Origin of the sequence: Sphingomonas sp. Leaf343, from assembly GCF_001423765.1 — a bacterium.
Lineage (GTDB): Bacteria > Pseudomonadota > Alphaproteobacteria > Sphingomonadales > Sphingomonadaceae > Sphingomonas.
The window spans coordinates 124979-141652 of the sequence record NZ_LMPG01000010.1 but is presented as its reverse complement, the minus strand read 5'-3'; the positions used below and the strand labels follow the sequence as shown (position 1 = coordinate 141652).

16 protein-coding genes are annotated in these 16674 nt (G+C 66.6%); 7 read left to right on the top strand and 9 right to left on the bottom strand.

Going from position 1 to position 16674, the window contains the following annotated elements; genetic code table 11:
* Positions 1-6: 6 nt before the first annotated feature.
* The 8 genes from glk to ASG07_RS05875 all read right to left on the bottom strand — a co-directional run bounded on the left by glk (position 7) and on the right by ASG07_RS05875 (position 7449).
* Positions 7-975: a glucokinase gene (gene glk / locus ASG07_RS05910; protein ID WP_055843498.1), complete on the bottom strand. Its 969-nt coding sequence runs from the start codon at positions 973-975 to the stop codon at positions 7-9.
* Positions 976-1014: 39 nt separating this feature from the next.
* Positions 1015-2829 carry a phosphogluconate dehydratase gene (gene edd / locus ASG07_RS05905; protein ID WP_055843496.1) on the bottom strand — a complete coding sequence of 605 codons (1815 nt, stop codon included), beginning with the start codon at positions 2827-2829 and terminating at the stop codon, positions 1015-1017.
* 39 nt (positions 2830-2868) lie between these two features.
* Positions 2869-3573 (bottom strand): 6-phosphogluconolactonase, encoded by a 705-nt coding sequence (pgl, locus tag ASG07_RS05900; RefSeq protein ID WP_055843967.1) that lies wholly within the window; start codon positions 3571-3573, stop codon positions 2869-2871.
* Positions 3574-3677: 104 nt separating this feature from the next.
* Entirely contained in the window at positions 3678-4307 is a 630-nt protein-coding gene (locus ASG07_RS05895) for a hypothetical protein (protein WP_055843494.1), read from the bottom strand.
* Between the two features lie 99 nt (positions 4308-4406).
* Complete coding sequence (zwf, locus tag ASG07_RS05890) at positions 4407-5870, bottom strand: glucose-6-phosphate dehydrogenase (protein WP_055843492.1); 1464 nt, start codon at positions 5868-5870, stop codon at positions 4407-4409.
* Positions 5871-5880: 10 nt separating this feature from the next.
* Positions 5881-6807, bottom strand: a complete 927-nt coding sequence (gene argC / locus ASG07_RS05885; protein ID WP_055843490.1) for an N-acetyl-gamma-glutamyl-phosphate reductase — start codon at positions 6805-6807, stop codon at positions 5881-5883.
* Positions 6804-7076 carry a hypothetical protein gene (locus tag ASG07_RS05880; protein ID WP_055843488.1) on the bottom strand — a complete coding sequence of 91 codons (273 nt, stop codon included), beginning with the start codon at positions 7074-7076 and terminating at the stop codon, positions 6804-6806. Before ASG07_RS05880 ends, argC begins: the two co-directional genes overlap by 4 nt.
* Before the next feature lie 28 nt (positions 7077-7104).
* Positions 7105-7449: a MarR family transcriptional regulator gene (locus ASG07_RS05875; RefSeq protein ID WP_055843486.1), complete on the bottom strand. Its 345-nt coding sequence runs from the start codon at positions 7447-7449 to the stop codon at positions 7105-7107.
* 213 nt (positions 7450-7662) lie between these two features.
* Between ASG07_RS05875 and secG the strand changes: the two genes are divergently transcribed.
* Together secG and ASG07_RS05865 are read left to right on the top strand one after the other, a co-directional pair.
* Positions 7663-8052, top strand: coding sequence for a preprotein translocase subunit SecG (gene secG, locus ASG07_RS05870; protein ID WP_055843484.1), 390 nt, complete (start codon positions 7663-7665; stop codon positions 8050-8052).
* 88 nt (positions 8053-8140) lie between these two features.
* Positions 8141-9775, top strand: coding sequence for a CTP synthase (locus ASG07_RS05865; protein WP_055843482.1), 1635 nt, complete (start codon positions 8141-8143; stop codon positions 9773-9775).
* 112 nt (positions 9776-9887) lie between these two features.
* Here ASG07_RS05865 and ASG07_RS05860 read toward each other — a convergent pair whose 3' ends face one another.
* Positions 9888-10364, bottom strand: a complete 477-nt coding sequence (locus ASG07_RS05860) for an Hsp20 family protein (RefSeq protein WP_055843481.1) — start codon at positions 10362-10364, stop codon at positions 9888-9890.
* A 237-nt stretch (positions 10365-10601) separates the two neighbouring features.
* Here ASG07_RS05860 and ASG07_RS05855 point away from each other — a divergent pair, with 237 nt between their 5' ends.
* The 5 genes from ASG07_RS05855 (at position 10602) to ASG07_RS05835 (ending at position 16634) form a co-directional block, all read left to right on the top strand.
* Entirely contained in the window at positions 10602-13052 is a 2451-nt protein-coding gene (locus ASG07_RS05855; protein ID WP_055843479.1) for a TonB-dependent receptor, read from the top strand.
* 580 nt (positions 13053-13632) lie between these two features.
* A complete protein-coding gene (locus ASG07_RS05850; protein ID WP_055843477.1) occupies positions 13633-14883 on the top strand; it encodes a lipoprotein-releasing ABC transporter permease subunit in 1251 nt (416 codons plus the stop codon).
* A complete protein-coding gene (locus ASG07_RS05845) occupies positions 14876-15550 on the top strand; it encodes an ABC transporter ATP-binding protein (protein ID WP_055843474.1) in 675 nt (224 codons plus the stop codon). Before ASG07_RS05850 ends, ASG07_RS05845 begins: the two co-directional genes overlap by 8 nt.
* On the top strand, positions 15547-16164 hold the full coding sequence (locus ASG07_RS05840) for a GNAT family N-acetyltransferase (protein WP_055843473.1): 618 nt from the start codon (positions 15547-15549) through the stop codon (positions 16162-16164). Before ASG07_RS05845 ends, ASG07_RS05840 begins: the two co-directional genes overlap by 4 nt.
* Positions 16161-16634 (top strand): glutathione peroxidase, encoded by a 474-nt coding sequence (locus ASG07_RS05835; protein WP_055843471.1) that lies wholly within the window; start codon positions 16161-16163, stop codon positions 16632-16634. Before ASG07_RS05840 ends, ASG07_RS05835 begins: the two co-directional genes overlap by 4 nt.
* The last annotated feature ends 40 nt before the right edge of the window (positions 16635-16674 follow it).

The following is a 16674-nucleotide window of genomic DNA, read 5'->3' as shown; positions in this document are numbered from 1 at the left end:
GAATGGTCACTGGGCATGCTCCTGGGCAAAGGCGGCCGCGGCACCGAACAGGCCGGGCTGGGGATGGGTGATGAGCTTTACGGGGATCGCCGCCATCATCGACTGGAAGCGTCCCTTGGCGACGAACCGCTGGTCGAAACCGGATCGCAGCAACTTGTCCTTGATCCGCAGGCCGAGCCCGCCGGCGATCACGACCCCGTTCGCGCCTTGCGCCAGCGCGAGGTCGCCCGCGACCGCACCCAGCGCGAGGCAGAACCGGTCGAGCGCGGCGAGCGCGATCGAATCGGTGCCGTCCAGCGCCTCCGCCCAGATCGTCTTGTCGTCCCGGCTCGGCACCGGGCGCCCTTCCAGTTCGGCGAGCGTCTCGTAGATCGCGACGATGCCCGGTCCCGCGACGATCCGCTCGCACGATACGCGCGTAAACGTCCGCCGCAGCCGTTTGGCGATCGCGTCCTCGATCGAGTCGAGGGGTGCGTAATCGGTGTGTCCACCCTCCGTCGGCAGCACGTGGTAGCGGCCGTCGGTCTTCAGCACCTGCGCCACGCCGAGTCCCGTCCCCGGTCCGCAGACGGTGGTGACGCCCTTTTTCGGCAGCGGCACGTCCGGCCCGCAGAGATGCACGAAGTCGTCGTCGGACAGCTGCGCCACGGCATGGCCGACCGCCGCGAAATCGTTGACGACGGTCCATCGATCGACGTTCAGCCGTTCCTGGATCAGCGACGGCCGGATCACCCACGGGTTGTTGGTCAGGCGGATGACGTCGCCGTTGATCGGTCCGGCGATGGAGATGCCGGCAAACCGGGGCAGGGGCCTGCCGTGCTGCGCCTCGTACGCCTGCCACGCGGTCTGAAGGGAGGCGTGGTCGGCGGTCCTCTGCGTCACCACGTCGCCCAGCCGGACGACACGGCCGTCCTCGACCTCCGCGATCGCGAACCGTGCGTGCGTGCCGCCCAGATCGACTGCCACCATCTCCATGCCGTCACTCTCCTGTTGTGTCTCCGGGCCGGTTGGCCTTCAGAGTCCCGCACCCGCCAGTACCGCCGACGCACCTTTTTCCGCCTCGTCCGCCTGCGCGCGGAACAGCCCGAACAGCTCGCGGCCGAAACCCGTCGCGGGCGGCGGTGCGGCGTCCAGCGTCCGCGCCTCCCACTCCGCCGCATCGACCAGCGCGGTCAGCATCCCCGCCACCGCATCGACGCGGATCACATCCCCGTCGCGGATGCGGCCGATCGCGCCGCCGCCCAGCGCCTCGGGCGAGCAATGGATCGCGCACGGTACCTTGCCGCTCGCCCCCGACATGCGGCCATCGGTGACCAGCGCAACCTTGAAACCGCGGTTCTGGAGCACGCCCAGCGGCGGCGTCAGCTTGTGAAGTTCGGGCATCCCGTTTGCGCGGGGACCCTGAAAACGGACGACGACCACGACGTCCCGCTCCAGCTCGCCGCGCTGAAACGCCGCGATCACGTCCAGCTGGTCGTCGAACACGCGGGCGGGTGCCTCGATCACCCAGCGCTCCCGGTCGACCGCCGACACCTTGATGCAGGCGCGCCCGATGTTGCCCGCGAGAATGCGCATGCCGCCATCGGCAGAAAAGGGCTGAGCGACCGGTCGCAGGATCGTCTCGTCGCCGCTCGCACCGGGATCGGTCCATGTCAGCGCATCGCCATCCAATCCCGGCTTCGCACCATAAGCGGACAGGCTCTCGCCCGACACCGTCATGATGTCGTCGTGCAAATATCCCGCGCCGATCAGCTCGCGGATCACGAAGGGCATCCCGCCCGCCGCCTCGAACGCGTTCACGTCGGCCGACCCGTTAGGGTAGACGCGAGCGATCAGCGGCACAGCGGCGGAGAGCCGGTCGAAATCCTCCCAGTCGATCACGATCCCCGCCGCGCGCGCGATCGCGGGAATGTGCATCAGGTGGTTGGTCGATCCGCCGGTCGCGAGCAGACCGACCGCGGCGTTGACGATCGACCGCTCGTCGACGCACCAGCCGAGTGGCCGGTAATCGTCGCCGCGCTGGCCGATCGCCGCCAGCCGATGGACCGCCGCGCGCGTCAGTTCCTGGCGCAGCTTGGTGCCCGGATTGACGAAGGCGGCACCAGGCATGTGCAGGCCCATCACCTCCATCATCATCTGGTTGGTGTTGGCGGTGCCATAGAAGGTGCAGGTGCCCTTGCCGTGATAGGCCTGGATCTCCGCATCCAGCAGTTCCTCGCGGCTGGCGTCGCCGACCGCGAACCGCTCGCGCACCGCCGCCTTAGCCTTGTTCGGCAGGCCGGTCGGCATCGGGCCGCCGGGGATCAGGATCGCCGGCAGGTGCCCGAAGCGCAGCGCGCCCATCAGCAGGCCGGGCACGATCTTGTCGCAGATGCCGAGCAACGCCGCGCCCTCGAACGTGCCGTGGCTCAGCGCGACCGCGGTCGACAACGCGATCGTGTCGCGGCTGAACAGCGATAGTTCCATACCGGCATAGCCCTGCGTCACGCCGTCGCACATCGCCGGCGTCGCACCAGCGACCTGCGCCGTCGCGCCGACCTCGCGCGCCCAGACCTTCATCTGTTCGGGATAGCGATAGAAGACCGCATGTGCCGACAGCATGTCGTTATACGAGGTTACGAGACCGATGTTCATGCCGCGATCGGCCTTCATCGCCTCGCGATCCTCGTCGGTGCCGGCATAGGCATGCGCGAGGTTCGCACAGCCCAGATTGGGCCGGCGCACCGCACTCTCGCGCTCGCGGTCGATCAGGTCGAGATAGGCGCGCCGACCCGGTCGCGACCGCTCGACGATCCGCTGCGTGACGGCGGCGACCGCGGCGTGGATCATCCTACTTGCTCCATGTAATCGACTTGCTTCAACGCCTGGTCACTTGCTCCAGTGGACGTCGATGGGCAGCTCGACATCGGCCAGCACGCGGCCGATCGGGTAGGAGGATGACGGCCCCTGTTCGATCGCCTGCTCCAGTACCGTCCGCTTGGCGTCGCCCATGATCGCGATCATCAGCGCCCTGGACGACGCGATCGCCGCTTTCGACAGCGTCACGCGAGCGACCGGGGCCTCGGGCGGCAGCGGGTCGGGCATGACACCCAGCGCTCGGCGCTCCTTGGGCCCGTTCATCGCCTCGTCGAAATCGACGCCGGGGAAGATCGAGGCGGTGTGACCGTCGCCGCCCATACCGAGCAGGCAGAAGTCGAGCGGCCAGTGCAAATCTTGCATCAGCGCGTCGGCGGAGCGGCCCGCCGCCTTATAATCCTTCATCGCTTCGGGCACGATCGGCATCACCCGCGCACCTTTCGGCAGGAAGATCTTGGCGAGCGCGGTGACGTTCGACAATGGATCACCCAGCTTCACCACCCGCTCGTCGGTTGGGATGATCGTAACCTTCTTCCAGTCAAGCTTGGCCTGCGCCAGTTTCTCATACGCCGGAAAGGGCGTCTTGCCGCCCGCCAGCGCGATCACCGCGGACCCGCGTGCATCCAGCGCACTTTCGATCACGAACTGCACGTCGCCCGCGATGGCATCGGCCAGCTCGCTCGCATCCTCGTAATCCCACCACTCGATCTCGGTCATCAGGCTCTCCGTCGCGCCCTGCGGCGCCAGTCCAGCGACCGTTAGCGGGCTGGAGCGGAGGGGGGAACCCGCATACGTATGGACGTCGGCGATGCCCCCGGACACTATTTGCCGGGAGGGTGGATTGGCCGCTGTTGGCAGTCGCCGATGCGACTACCCTTGATCGACCAGCGTCGTCCCTCCGGTCTTCCGCTGGAAGCGGGATCGGGAACGGCGGGTTCGCGGCGGGAGCTGAAGTCCATCGTCAGGAGCGTGGCGGCGTACCGCCCCGTGACCGTGAGTACGTCACGAGCGGGTGTGACGGTGGGGAAGCCCGAGGGACTCGTTGCACTCGTCATGGTGCTGCCGGTGCATGTCTGATCCGCCTTCAGCCTACCGTTCCCGAGGCGGATCTTGAGCGGCCGGCAATTCATCGCTCCCGACGATTCGGTCCGTCCCTCGCCGACGAGCGACCGCAACAACGGCTCGATATCGGTGTCGGGCAGGCAGAAGCGCCATGTCCGGCTCGACCCGGTGGGCCGCATCCGGTCCAGGTTCGTATCGATGGCGCCGAAATAATAGGATCGCGAAAGATCAAGCTGCCATTCGCCACCCTGCATCCGGCGGACGGCGTTCGGCCCCTCGACGATGATGTCGCCCGACTGCTCAGCCTGCTGACCGGCGACGGCCCCGCCGGAGCCGCCTGCGGCAACACCGAACACGGCAAAAATGACGATCCGGACGACTGACGACATGCTTGCGATACCCCCCTCCGGAAAAGGCTAGCAGTGTCGCTGCACCAAACAAGGATTTGCCGGCGATAGCGGCACGATCGGTACCGCCGATCGGCAGGCTCAGTCGTCTTGCCAGGTCACGCCGTCGCGCTCGGTCAGCGCGATCGCCGCGCTCGGGCCCCAGCTCCCCGACGCATAGGGCTTCGGCTTCATGCCGTTGGCGGTCCAGCCGGCCCGGATCGCATCGACCCAGGTCCACTGCGCCTCCACCTCGTCGCGGCGTACGAACAGCGTCTGGTCGCCCTCGATCAGGTCCAGCAGCAACCGCTCATAGGCGATCCGGCGGCGCGTTCCCGCGAACTCGGAGTCCAGCGACAGGTTCAGCGGCACCTCGCGCAGCCGGATGCCCTCACGGTCCAGCCCGGGTTCCTTCGCCATCACCAGCAACTGGACATACTCCTCCGGTTGCAGCCGGATGATAAGCATGTTGGGCTGCAAAAGTCCGCCGCGATTGCCGAACATCGAATGCGGCACGGGCTTGAACTGGATCGCGATCTCGGATCGGCGCGCGGCCATGCGCTTGCCGGTCCGCAGGTAGAAGGGCACGCCCTGCCAGCGCCAGTTGTCGACATGCGCCTTGATCGCGACGAACGTCTCCGTCGTCGATGGCTTGCCGAGTTCGTCGGTATAGCTGTGGACGATCTCGCCCTTAACGGCCCCGTCGCCATATTGGCCGGTGACGGTGCAGTGCGGCGCATCCTCCGGCGTCATCAGGCGCAGGCTGCGGAACACCTTGGCCTTCTCGTCGCGAATCGCGGTACCGTCGAAGCGCGCCGGCGGCTCCATCGCGATCAGCGCGACGAGCTGCAGGATGTGGTTCTGCACCATGTCGCGCAGCGCGCCCGCCGTCTCGTAATAGCCGGCGCGCTCTTCCAGTCCGACCGTCTCGGCGATCGTGATCTGGACGTTGTCGATGCCCTGCGCATTCCAGACCGGTTCGAAAAAGCTGTTGCCGAAGCGGAGCGCGAGGATGTTCTGCACCGTCTCCTTGCCCAGATAGTGGTCGATCCGGAACGTCCGCTCCTCCGGAAAGGCGACGGCGACAGCGTCGTTGATCTCGCGGCTCGACGCCAGATCGTAACCGAGCGGCTTTTCCAGCCCGATCCGGACCGTCTCGCCCGCCAGCCCGACCGACTCCAGCCCAGTGATCGCCGCCTCGAACAGCGACGGCGCGGTCGACAGATAGATTGCAAGGCCGCCCGACACATCGCCGACCTTCTCCGCCAGCGGGCCGAAGCTGGAATGATCCGACAGGTCGATCGCCTGATAGGACAGCCGCTGAAGGAAGCCGCCAACCGCAGCCTCGTCCTTGCGATCCTCGGGCAGGAACTCGTCCAGCGCCTTCTTCGCGAAATCCCGATACTCGTCGTCGGTATAGGCCGACCGCGCAGATCCGGTGATCGTCAACCCCTCCGGCAACAGGCCATCGGCATGTAATCCATAGAGCGACGGCAGCAGCATCCGCTGCGCCAGATCGCCGGTGGCACCGAACAGCAGCAGCTTGGCGACGGGGTTGCGCGTCATGGCGTACCTTTCAGGAAACGAGGCCGGCGAGGGGGTCGAGTCCCGCCATGATATTCAGGTTCTGGACGGCGGCACCGCCGGCGCCCTTGCCCAGATTGTCGAGCGTCGCGATCAGCCGCACCTGTCCGGTGACGTCATTGCCTCGCACTCGGAGGGTCAGCCGATCGGTGCCGGCATGTTCCTCGATCGCCACGCCGCCCGGGCCGTCATCGGCGACGGCGACCAATGGCTGACCCTCATATGCCTGCGCCAGCACGTCGCGAACCGCGGCGACGGTCGGGCGCGAGGACAGGGCGCCGAGGTTGAGCGGCACCTCCACCAGCATCCCCTGCCGCAACGCCGCGACTGCGGGTGCGAACAGCGGTGGATGCGTCAGGCCGGCATGGACCGTCATCTCCGGGACATGCTTGTGCGCGAGATCGAGCGCGTAGGCGCGCAAGGCGGGCGGTGTCGCCTGATCCTCATATTCGGCGATCATCGCCTTGCCGCCTCCGGAATAGCCTGACACGGCGTTGACCGTCACCGGCCAGTCCACCGGCAACAGTCCGGCACGGACCAGCGGCCGGACCAGCGCCAGAAACCCGGTGGGATAGCATCCGGGATTCGACACGCGCCTTGCCGAGGCGATGCGCTCCGCACCGTCCGGCTCCAGTTCGGGAAAGCCATAGGTCCAGCCGGGCGCGACACGGTGGGCGGACGATGCGTCGATCACACGCGGCCGATCGCTCGCGATCAGCGCGACCGCCTCCTTCGCCGCCTCGTCGGGCAGGCACAGGATCACGAAGTCGGCATCGTTGAGGGCTTCCGCGCGCGCGGCCGGGTCCTTGCGCCGTGCCTCGTCAAGCGTCACGACCGACAGGTCGGTCCGCCCCGCCAGCCGTTCGCGGATGTCGAGGCCGGTGGTCCCGGCCGCACCGTCAATGAAGACGCTGGTCACGCCAGTGCCGCGACGGGAAGATAGCCAACCAGTCCGCGACCTGGCGCGACGCCCCATGCGGTGTCGCCGATCACGTCGAGCATTTCGAACATATCGCCGGCACCCAGCTCGGCCAGAATTTCCGAATCACCTTTGCGGTCGAGGCGCAGGGATGACCCCGCCGACAATCGCCGCTCGACGGGCGCTGCGTAATGAGGGGCGAACACACGGTCGGCGAGCCGGACGTCGGCAAGATCGGGCCGTACGGCATGGGTTCGTGGATCGAGCACGACCGACCTCCCGGCCAACGCGAAGATGTTACGCGACGGCCCCGACGAGCCGTTTGGGCGTGCCGGACCGTGGGGCGGGGGGCTGACCGTCGCCGATGAATTGCCCGAACTCTTCAAGAAACTCTGCCCCCTCGGAAGTGCGTGCGACGAAGATATTGCGCTTGTCGCTGTCGTCGCGTTGGCGGCGGAGATAGCCGAGCGTACCCAGTCTGTTCAAGGCGCGCGTCACCACGGGCTTGGATACGTTCAGCGCGCGTGCCAATCCACGCACCGTATGTGGCCCGGGTTTGAGGTAGACAAGCAGCAACAGCGCCATCTGGCGATTGGTCAGATCGGGCTCACCCGACCGGACGTAATCGACCAGAGCGGTCATCCAGGTGGCCAGGGCATGGGGATCGGATGATGGCACAGGGGTCTTCCGCTAATTCCACCCGGTCGACGGCGCACCGATCGGGCTTCGTTTCGATGTCATAACGCCGCGGTAACCCGCAGGTTTCCTTGGTTGCGCGGGGATGCAGGGCGTTTGTGTTGATAGACGGGGCGGGGTCGCCTATGTGCCGCCCTTCACTGGCTGTCCGGGTTCTTCATGTTCGTCTTCCTCCTCGTCATCCACGCCATCATCGCTGCGGCGCTCGTCACGGTGATCCTGATGCAGCGGTCGGAGGGTGGCGGCCTCGGTATGGGCGGCAGCCCGTCGGGCCTGATGTCGGCGCGCGGCGCCGCCGATTTCCTGACGCGGGCGACGTCGGTGCTGGCGACGGTGTTCGTCGTGTTCTCGATCGTGCTCGCCGGTTATTCGGCCACGCGCCGGGTGTCGACGATCGACACCTCGCTCGCCCGTCGTGCCCCGGCTCCGCAGAACAACGCGGTGCCGAACACGCCGGCCAAGGGTCGGGTCACGACCGGTGCGGGCGCACCCGTCGCGGTCGGTCCGGGCAGCCTGGCCGATAACGCCTCCGTCCCGCTCGCTAACTAACATTTCATCGCAAATCGTCGGACCGGTGCCTGCGCGCGTTCGCGGGCGCTTGTCGCGCGTGCCCCATCCAAGCTAGGCGTTCTGTCCCATGACGCGGTACATCTTCATCACCGGCGGCGTGGTCTCGTCGCTTGGCAAGGGGCTCATGGCGGCCTCCCTCGCGGCGCTGCTTCAGGCGCGTGGCTATAATGTCCGGATCCGGAAGTTCGACCCGTATCTGAACGTCGATCCGGGCACGATGAGCCCGTACCAGCACGGTGAGGTCTACGTCACCGACGACGGTGCGGAAACGGACCTTGATCTCGGCCATTACGAGCGCTTCACCGGCGTCGCCGCGCACCAGTCGGACAACGTCACGTCGGGCCGCATCTATCAGCAGATCATCGCGCGGGAGCGGCGCGGCGACTATCTCGGCGCGACGGTGCAGGTCGTTCCGCACGTCACCGACGCGATCAAGGCCTTCGCGCAGGCCGATGTCGAAGGTCTCGATTTCGTCCTTTGTGAGATCGGCGGCACCGTCGGCGACATCGAGTCGTTGCCTTTCATCGAGGCCATCCGCCAGCTGAAGAACGAACTGGGCCGCGGTCGCTCGATCAGCGTCCACGTCACGCTGGTGCCCTACATCGCCGCCGCGGGCGAACTGAAGACCAAGCCGACCCAGCATTCGGTGCGGGAGATCGCCGCGCTGGGCGTCGCCCCGGACGTGCTGGTCTGCCGCTGCGAACATCCGCTGCCCGAGTCGGATCGCGCCAAGATCGCCTTGTTCTGCAACGTGCCCGCGAGCGCGGTCATTCCCGCGCTGGATGCGAAGAGCATCTATGCCGTGCCGCTCCAGTACCACGCCGAGGGACTCGACTCGGAGGTGTTGAAGGCGTTCGGGATCGAACCCGGCGCTGCGCCCGAGCTGTCCCGCTGGATCGAGATCGTCGATCGCCTGACCAACCCCGAAGGCGAGGTAACGGTCGGCGTCGTCGGCAAATATGTCGGCCTTCAGGATGCGTACAAGTCGCTCAACGAGGCGCTGGTTCACGGCGGCATCGCCAACAAGGTGAAGGTCAACGTCCGCTGGATCGACGCGGAGCTGTTCGAGGGCCCTGACGGCGACATCGCCGCGCATCTGGAACCGTGCCACGCCATCCTGGTCCCCGGCGCGTTCGGCGAGCGCGGCGCCGAGGGCAAGATCGCCAGCGTCCGCTTCGCCCGCGAGCGCAACGTACCCTATTTCGGCATCTGCTTCGGCATGCAGATGGCCTGTATCGAGGGCGCGCGCGAGCTCGCCGGCATCGCCGACGCCTCGTCCACCGAGTTCGGCCCGACGGATGAGCCGGTCGTCGGCCTCATCACCGAATGGATGGGCCGTGCGGGACTGGAGAAGCGCGAGGAGCAGGGCGATCTCGGCGGCACGATGAGGCTGGGCTCGTACGATGCGACGCTGGCAGGCAACAGCGTTGTGGCCTCGATCTACGGCGGCACGGCGATCCAGGAGCGCCACCGCCACCGGTACGAGGTCAACACCCACTATAGGGATGCGCTGGAGGAGGGCGGCCTGGTATTCAGCGGCATGTCGCCCGACGGCACGTTGCCGGAAATCGTCGAGCGGCCGGATCATCCGTGGTTCGTCGGCGTCCAGTTCCACCCGGAACTGAAATCCAAACCCTTCGACCCGCATCCCCTGTTCGCCAGCTTCATCGCGGCGGCGGTGAAGCAGAGCCGGCTGGTCTGAGAGGCCCCACCGCCGGATTTCGAGGCCGCAGCGGGTGGAATGAGGGCGCCCGGACCTTGCGGCCCGGACGCCCCGCGACGCCTGGAAAAGGGAGAAACAGGCGCCGAGCTTGTTACGCCGCCTTGACTTCCTCAGTGGCGGTGGTGTCGCTCGCCTCTACGGCGGCCAGCGGCGCGCCCGTCTTGATGGCGATAGTCTTCGGCTTCATCGCCTCCGGCACCTCGCGGACGAGATCGATGACCAGCAGGCCGTCGTTCAGCCGCGCATCCTCGACGAACACGAAGTCCGCGAGTTCGAAGCGGCGCTCGAACGAGCGGGTCGCGATACCGACATGGACGAAGTTGGCGTTCGGCTTGTCGTCCTTCTTCCCCGCGACCAGCAGCATGTTCTGCTGGGCGGTGATGTCGATTTCGTCACGGCCGAATCCTGCCACTGCGAGGGTGATGCGGTAACGGTCGTCGGCGATCCGTTCGAGGTTGAAGGGCGGGTAGTTCTCGGCCGCCGCGCCACGCGCGTTGGTCTCGAGAAGGTCAAACAGCCGGTCGAAGCCGATGGTCGAACGGCGATAGGGGGTCAGGTCGAGTCGCATTTCAAATCCTCCGATGAGCGAGTTGAAGTCGAGGCATCCGCCGAAGCGCGATGCCCGGTGCGGCCCATCAGCGGCACCGCACGAGACGGAATCTGGTATGGGCGGAACGACCTTCAAGACCCGGTAAACGAGGAATTTTCGATCTCGCAAAGCTGAACTTCGCGCATCCCAAGACGAAGCTTCGTTGAACATCCAGTAAATTGGTGGAGTTTGGCCGCAGGTTCACGGGAGATACCGATGTCGTTGACGCTTGCCCTGCTGCTCGCCGGCCAGATCGCTGCGCCGCCCGCCGGGCAGGAGCCTGCGCCCGTCAGTCCCGGTGTTCAGGCGACCGCGCCCGACGAGGCACCTGCCGCGGGCGAAGTCGGCCGCACCGGCCCGGCCGTCGCCGGTCCGGGCGGCGATATCGTCGTCACCGCGCGCCGTCGCGCCGAGACGGTCCAGAGCGTGCCGATCGCCATCTCCGTCATCGGTGGCACAGCGATCGCGGAGACGGGTGCCTACAACGTCAGCCGCATCACCCAGCTTCAGCCGACGTTGCAGTTCTATTCGACCAACCCGCGCAATTCAGCCGCCAACATCCGCGGGCTCGGTGCGCCGTTCGGGCTGACCAACGACGGGATCGAGCAGGGCGTCGGCATCTATGTCGATCAGGTCTATTACAGCCGCATCGCCTCGGCGACGTTCGACTTCACCGATACCGAGCGGATCGAGATCCTGCGCGGGCCGCAGGGGACGCTGTACGGCAAGAACACCACCGCCGGCGCGATCAACATCACCACGCGTCCGCCCAGCTTCACGCCGGAGGCGCGGGTGGAGTTCAGCGGCGGCAATCTCGACTTCTTTCAGGGCAAGGCCTCGATCAGCGGTCCGCTGGTGGAGGATCGCATCGCCGCGCGCCTGTCCGCGTCGGTCACCACGCGCCGCGGTACGATCTACAACGTCCGCACCGACGAGTATCTGAACAGTCAGGACAATCTCGGCCTGCGCGGCCAGATGCTGTTCCGCGCGACGCCCGATCTCGATCTGACGCTCTACGCGGACTACAACCGCCAGAACCCGAATTGCTGCGTCCAGTATTATGCCCGCACCGGCGCGACGCAGCGACCGACGATCCGCCAGTACGCCGCGCTGGCGGCGGCGCAGGCCTATGTCGTCCCATCGACCAACGCGTTCGACCGCGTTACCGACGTCGATACCGACCTGCGCGCGAAGCAGGAGCTCGGCGGGCTGTCGCTGGTCGCCAACTGGGATCTTGGCGCATCCACGCTGACGTCGGTGACGGCGTGGCGGTTCTGGCATTGGGACCCGTCGAACGACCGCGATTTCATTGGCCTGCCGATCACCACCGTCTCCGCCAATCCCTCGCAGCAGAGCCAGTTCAGTCAGGAGCTGCGGATCGGATCGAACGGTACGAACGCCGTCGATTACACGCTGGGCGCATTCTACTTCTATCAGGAGATCGATACGCAGGGACTTCAGGTGCAGGGACCCGCGGCCAGCGCCTTCCTGCTCAACCCGACCAGCGCGGGCGGACGCAACCCTGCCACGCTGAACGGCCTGACCTCGCGCAATACGATCGGCTTCACCAACACGTCGGCGGCGCTGTTCGGCAAGCTGACGTGGCACGCCAGCGACGCCTTCTCGATTTCGCCTGGCCTGCGCGTCAACTACGACAAGAAGGACGGGTCCTACGTCTCGGTCGTCACGAACGGCGCGGGCAGCACGACGCTGACCAGCGACCAGCGCGGCGTGCTGGCGCCGCAGACCTACGAGCCGTCGTTCGACAACTGGAACGTGTCGGGGGATATCACCGCCGCCTGGACCGTCACGCCCGACATCCACGCCTATGCGACCTACGCGCGCAGCTACAAATCGGGTGGCATCAACCTGTCTGGCCTGCCGCTGGACGGCAGCAACAACCCGATCCTCGCGGCGGCGACGGTCGACCCGGAAAAGGTCAACCATTTCGAGCTGGGCCTGAAGACGCAGTTCGCCGACCGCCGCGCGACGGTGAACCTCGCGGCGTTCTGGACCGAGATCGACGATTATCAGGCGACGGTGACGAACGGCCAGCTCGGCGTGCTGCGCGGGTATCTCGCGAATGCAGGCAAGGTCCGGACGCGTGGCATCGAATTCGACAGCGCGTTTCGCCCGACCTCCCGCTTCAACGTCTACGTCAACGGCGCATGGACCGACGCGAAATATGTGAAGTTCGTCGACGCGCCGTGCCCGCCCGAACTGTCCGGCGGCACCACCGCGACGGCGACCAGTCCGGCGACCCCCGCAGGCACCGGCACGGTCAGTCCGGCCGCATGCGACATTTCCGGCCAACGTCTGCCGGGCGTGTCGAAATGGGCGTTTTCCTACGGCGCGGAATACGACTTGCCGGCCCGGGTCGCCGGCCTCGATGGGCAATTCTACATCGGCTATGACGGCAGCTACCGCTCGCGCTTCTCGTCCAACCCGTCGCGGTCGCTGTATACGGACATCAACGGCTATGCGCTCAGCAATTTCCGGCTGGGCTTCAAGGCGAAAGATAGCTGGAACGTGTTCGGCTGGCTCCGCAACGCCTTCGATCGCAACTATTACGAGGTGCTGGCGCTGCAATCGGGCAGTACGGGTCTGGTCGTCGGCCAGCCCGGCGATCCGCGCACTTATGGCCTGACGGTGTCGCGGAGTTTCTGAGCCGACGATGTAGCATCGCGAGATTCTGGTGCGCCAATCGCCACCGTGGATGCCGTTCCAAGACCGACGTCCGCGGTGGCGCATGCGCGTCGGTCGGTTGGCTCGCCGCTATGTGGATATCAGGACGAGCCCGGCACGACGAAACAGACGAACTGAACGGCGCGCGACCGTAACCCGCCGTTCAGCTTCGCTCGAATACACATCGATCATACCGGCGGGGAGCCGCAGTCTGGAAGCTCCCGCACCCCTGTCGGTATCGCGCCGGCACGCGTATCGCCGGTGGGGCGGGAAGATGGGGTAAGACGGCAAACGCCCGGATCGTTGCCGACCCGGGCGCCTGCGTGACGATCGCTCGTCAGCCCCCATTTTCCCGCTCTCGCCCGGCCTGTTGGCGGCGTAAGAGCATTCCCCGAACCACGGCCGTTGCCTGTGTCTCAGCGAGGTCAGTGCTAGGTCGCCTCCCTCACTTTGTCACCAGCCTTGCGGCTCCCACGACACGATTGGTCGCGACGTGTGGATTCGACGCAACAGATCCGTTCAGGTTGCTTGGGGGCGGGGGCGTGCTACAGCCAGCGGCGACATGATCCTATCCAGCTACGAACGGATGATCGCCCGCCGCTATCTGCTGCCGGGACGAGGTGAGCGCTTCATCGTGCTCGTCGCCGGTTTCAGCCTCGGCGCGGTCATGCTCGGCGTCGCCGCGCTCGTCATCGTGATGAGCGTGATGAACGGCTTCCGCGCCGAACTCTTCGACAAGATCGTCGGGCTGAACGGCCACGCGGTCGTGCAGGGTTACGGCAACCGCCTCGCCGACTGGCGCCAGATCGCCGCGCAGGCGAAGGCGACACCCGGCGTCGTGTCGGCCATTCCCCTGATCGAACAGCCCCTGTTCGCCAGCTACAACGGCCGCTCCGAATTCATCCTGATGCGCGGCATGCAGGTGTCGGACATCCGCGCCAACGCCGGCATCCGCCGCGGTCTGATCGCGGGATCGCTCGCCCGCCTGACGCCGGGATCGAACAACGTCGCGATCGGATCGCGCCTCGCCGAGTCCCTCGGCGCGACGATCGGCTCCGATATCTCGATCATCTCTCCGCAGGGTCAGTCGACGCCGTTCGGCACCGTCCCGCGCATCGTCAGCTACAAGGTGGCGGCGATCTTCGAAATCGGCATCTACGACTATGACAAGGCGTATGTGCTGATGCCGATGGAGGATGCGCAGACCTTCCTCCTGTTGGGCGACAAGGTCGGCATGGTCGAACTGACGACGACGAACGCGGACAAGGTCGGCGAGATCCTCGCGCCGCTGAAGGAAAGGCTGAACGGCGGCGCGGTCATCGCCGACTGGCGTACGCTCAACGCGCAGCTGTTCGAGGCGCTGGCGGTGGAGCGGGTGGCGATGTTCGTCGTGCTGTGCATCATCATCCTCGTCGCCGCGTTCAACATCGCATCCTCGCTCATCATGCTGGTGCGATCCAAGACACGCGACATCGCGATCCTGCGCACGATGGGCGCGACGCGCGGCGCGATGCTGCGCATCTTCATCACGGTGGGCACGACGATCGGCGTTCTGGGCACGGTTGCCGGATTGCTGCTGGGCGCGATCTTCCTGTTCTTCCGCCAGTCGGTGGTAAACTTCGTGCAGCTCGTGACGGGCCAGAATTTGTGGGACCCGTCGATCCGCTATCTGACGACGCTGCCGTCCAAGCCCGATCCGGCGGAGATCACGCTGATCGTCATCATGGCGCTGGTCCTGACTTTTCTGGCCACGCTCTATCCGTCGTTCAAGGCGGCGAACACCGATCCGGTCGAGGTGCTGCGCTATGAATGATGCGGTCCTCCAGACCTCCGGTCTCGCGCGCAGCTTCACGCAAGGCGGGGAGACGATCCACGTCCTGCGCGGCGTCGACCTCGCGGTGCAGCCCGGCGAGATCGTCGCGCTGCTCGGCGCCTCGGGCTCGGGCAAGTCGACGCTGCTTCAGGCGGTCGGCCTGCTGGAGGGCGGGTTCGAAGGCTCGATCCGCATCGCCGGCGAAGAAGCCGCCAGCCTCGACGCCGCCGGCCGCACCGTGGTGCGCCGCGACCGGCTCGGCTTCGTCTATCAGTTCCACCATTTGCTGCCCGACTTCGACGCCACGGAAAATGTCGTCCTGCCGCAGCTCATCCACGGCGCGGAGCGCGATGCCGCGCTCGCCCGCGCGCGCGACCTGTTGACCATACTCGGCCTCGGCCACCGGCTGACGCACCGGCCCAGCCAGTTGTCGGGGGGCGAGCAGCAACGCGTCGCCGTCGCCCGCGCGCTTGCCAACCGGCCGGCGCTGGTGCTGGCCGACGAGCCCACCGGCAATCTCGACGAACACACCGCCGACATCGTGCTGGCGGAGTTCCTGCGGCTGGTCCGCGGCGAAGGCTCGGCCGCGCTGGTCGCCACCCATAACGAACGACTGGCGCTGAAGATGGACCGCGTCGTCCGCCTGCACGAGGGCCGGTTACGGTGAGCCTCTGGCGGCAGGTGCCGACGCTCGCCGGCCGCCACGTCACGCTCCGCCCGCTGGTCCGCAAGGACGAAGCCGCTCTCGTCGCGGCCGCATCCGCGGGCGATCTTTGGGACATCTTCTACGCCAACGTGTCGATGATGAAGGTGCCGGACCGCTGGTTCGCCGCCGCCTTCGCCGAACAGGATCACGGCCGCGCGTTGATCTTCGCGGTCGAGGATGCGGCCGGCACCGTCGTCGGCACGACCCGGCTGATGCGGATGGCGGAACAGCATCGCCGGCTGGAGATCGGCGGGACCTTCTACGCGAAGTCTGCGCAGCGCACCGGCATCAACACCGAGGCGAAGCTGATGCTGCTGACCCACGCGTTCGACGCGATGGACTGCCAGTGCGTGCAGATTCGCACCGACCAGCTCAACATCCGCAGCCAGGCCGCGATCGAGCGGCTCGGCGCGCGCCGCGACGGCGTGCTCCGCGGGCATCAGGTGATGGCGGATGGACGGCTGCGCGATACCGTCGTCTACTCGATCCTCGACCGCGAATGGCCAGGGGTGAGGGCTAATCTGCGCTACCTGCTCGCACGCCATGACGCCCGCCCCGGGGGAGCCACGACATGATCCACGACCATATCGTCCGTGCCGCGGACGGCACGCCGGTGCCGCTCTCGGATTATGCGGAAAAGGTGCTGCTGATCGTCAACACCGCGTCGAAATGCGGGTTCACGCCGCAATATGAGGGGCTGGAGGCGCTTCACCGTACCTATGCGGGTCGGGGGCTGTCGGTGCTGGCGTTCCCCTGCAACCAGTTCGGCGCTCAGGAGCCGGGCGACGCGGCGGAGATCGCGAACTTCTGCTCGCTGACCTACGACGTCGACTTTCCCGTCATGGCGAAGATCGACGTCAACGGCGCTCAGGCCGATCCGCTGTTCGAGGACCTGAAGGCCGCCGCGCCCGGCCTGCTCGGATCGAAGGCGATCAAGTGGAACTTCACCAAGTTCCTCGTTTCGCGCGACGGCATCCGCGTTACCCGCTACGCACCCACGACCAAGCCGGAAGAGTTGACCAAGGACATCGAAGCCCTCCTCTGAAACGTCCCCGGCACCGGAAGGTGGCGCGCCCTCAGGGCGA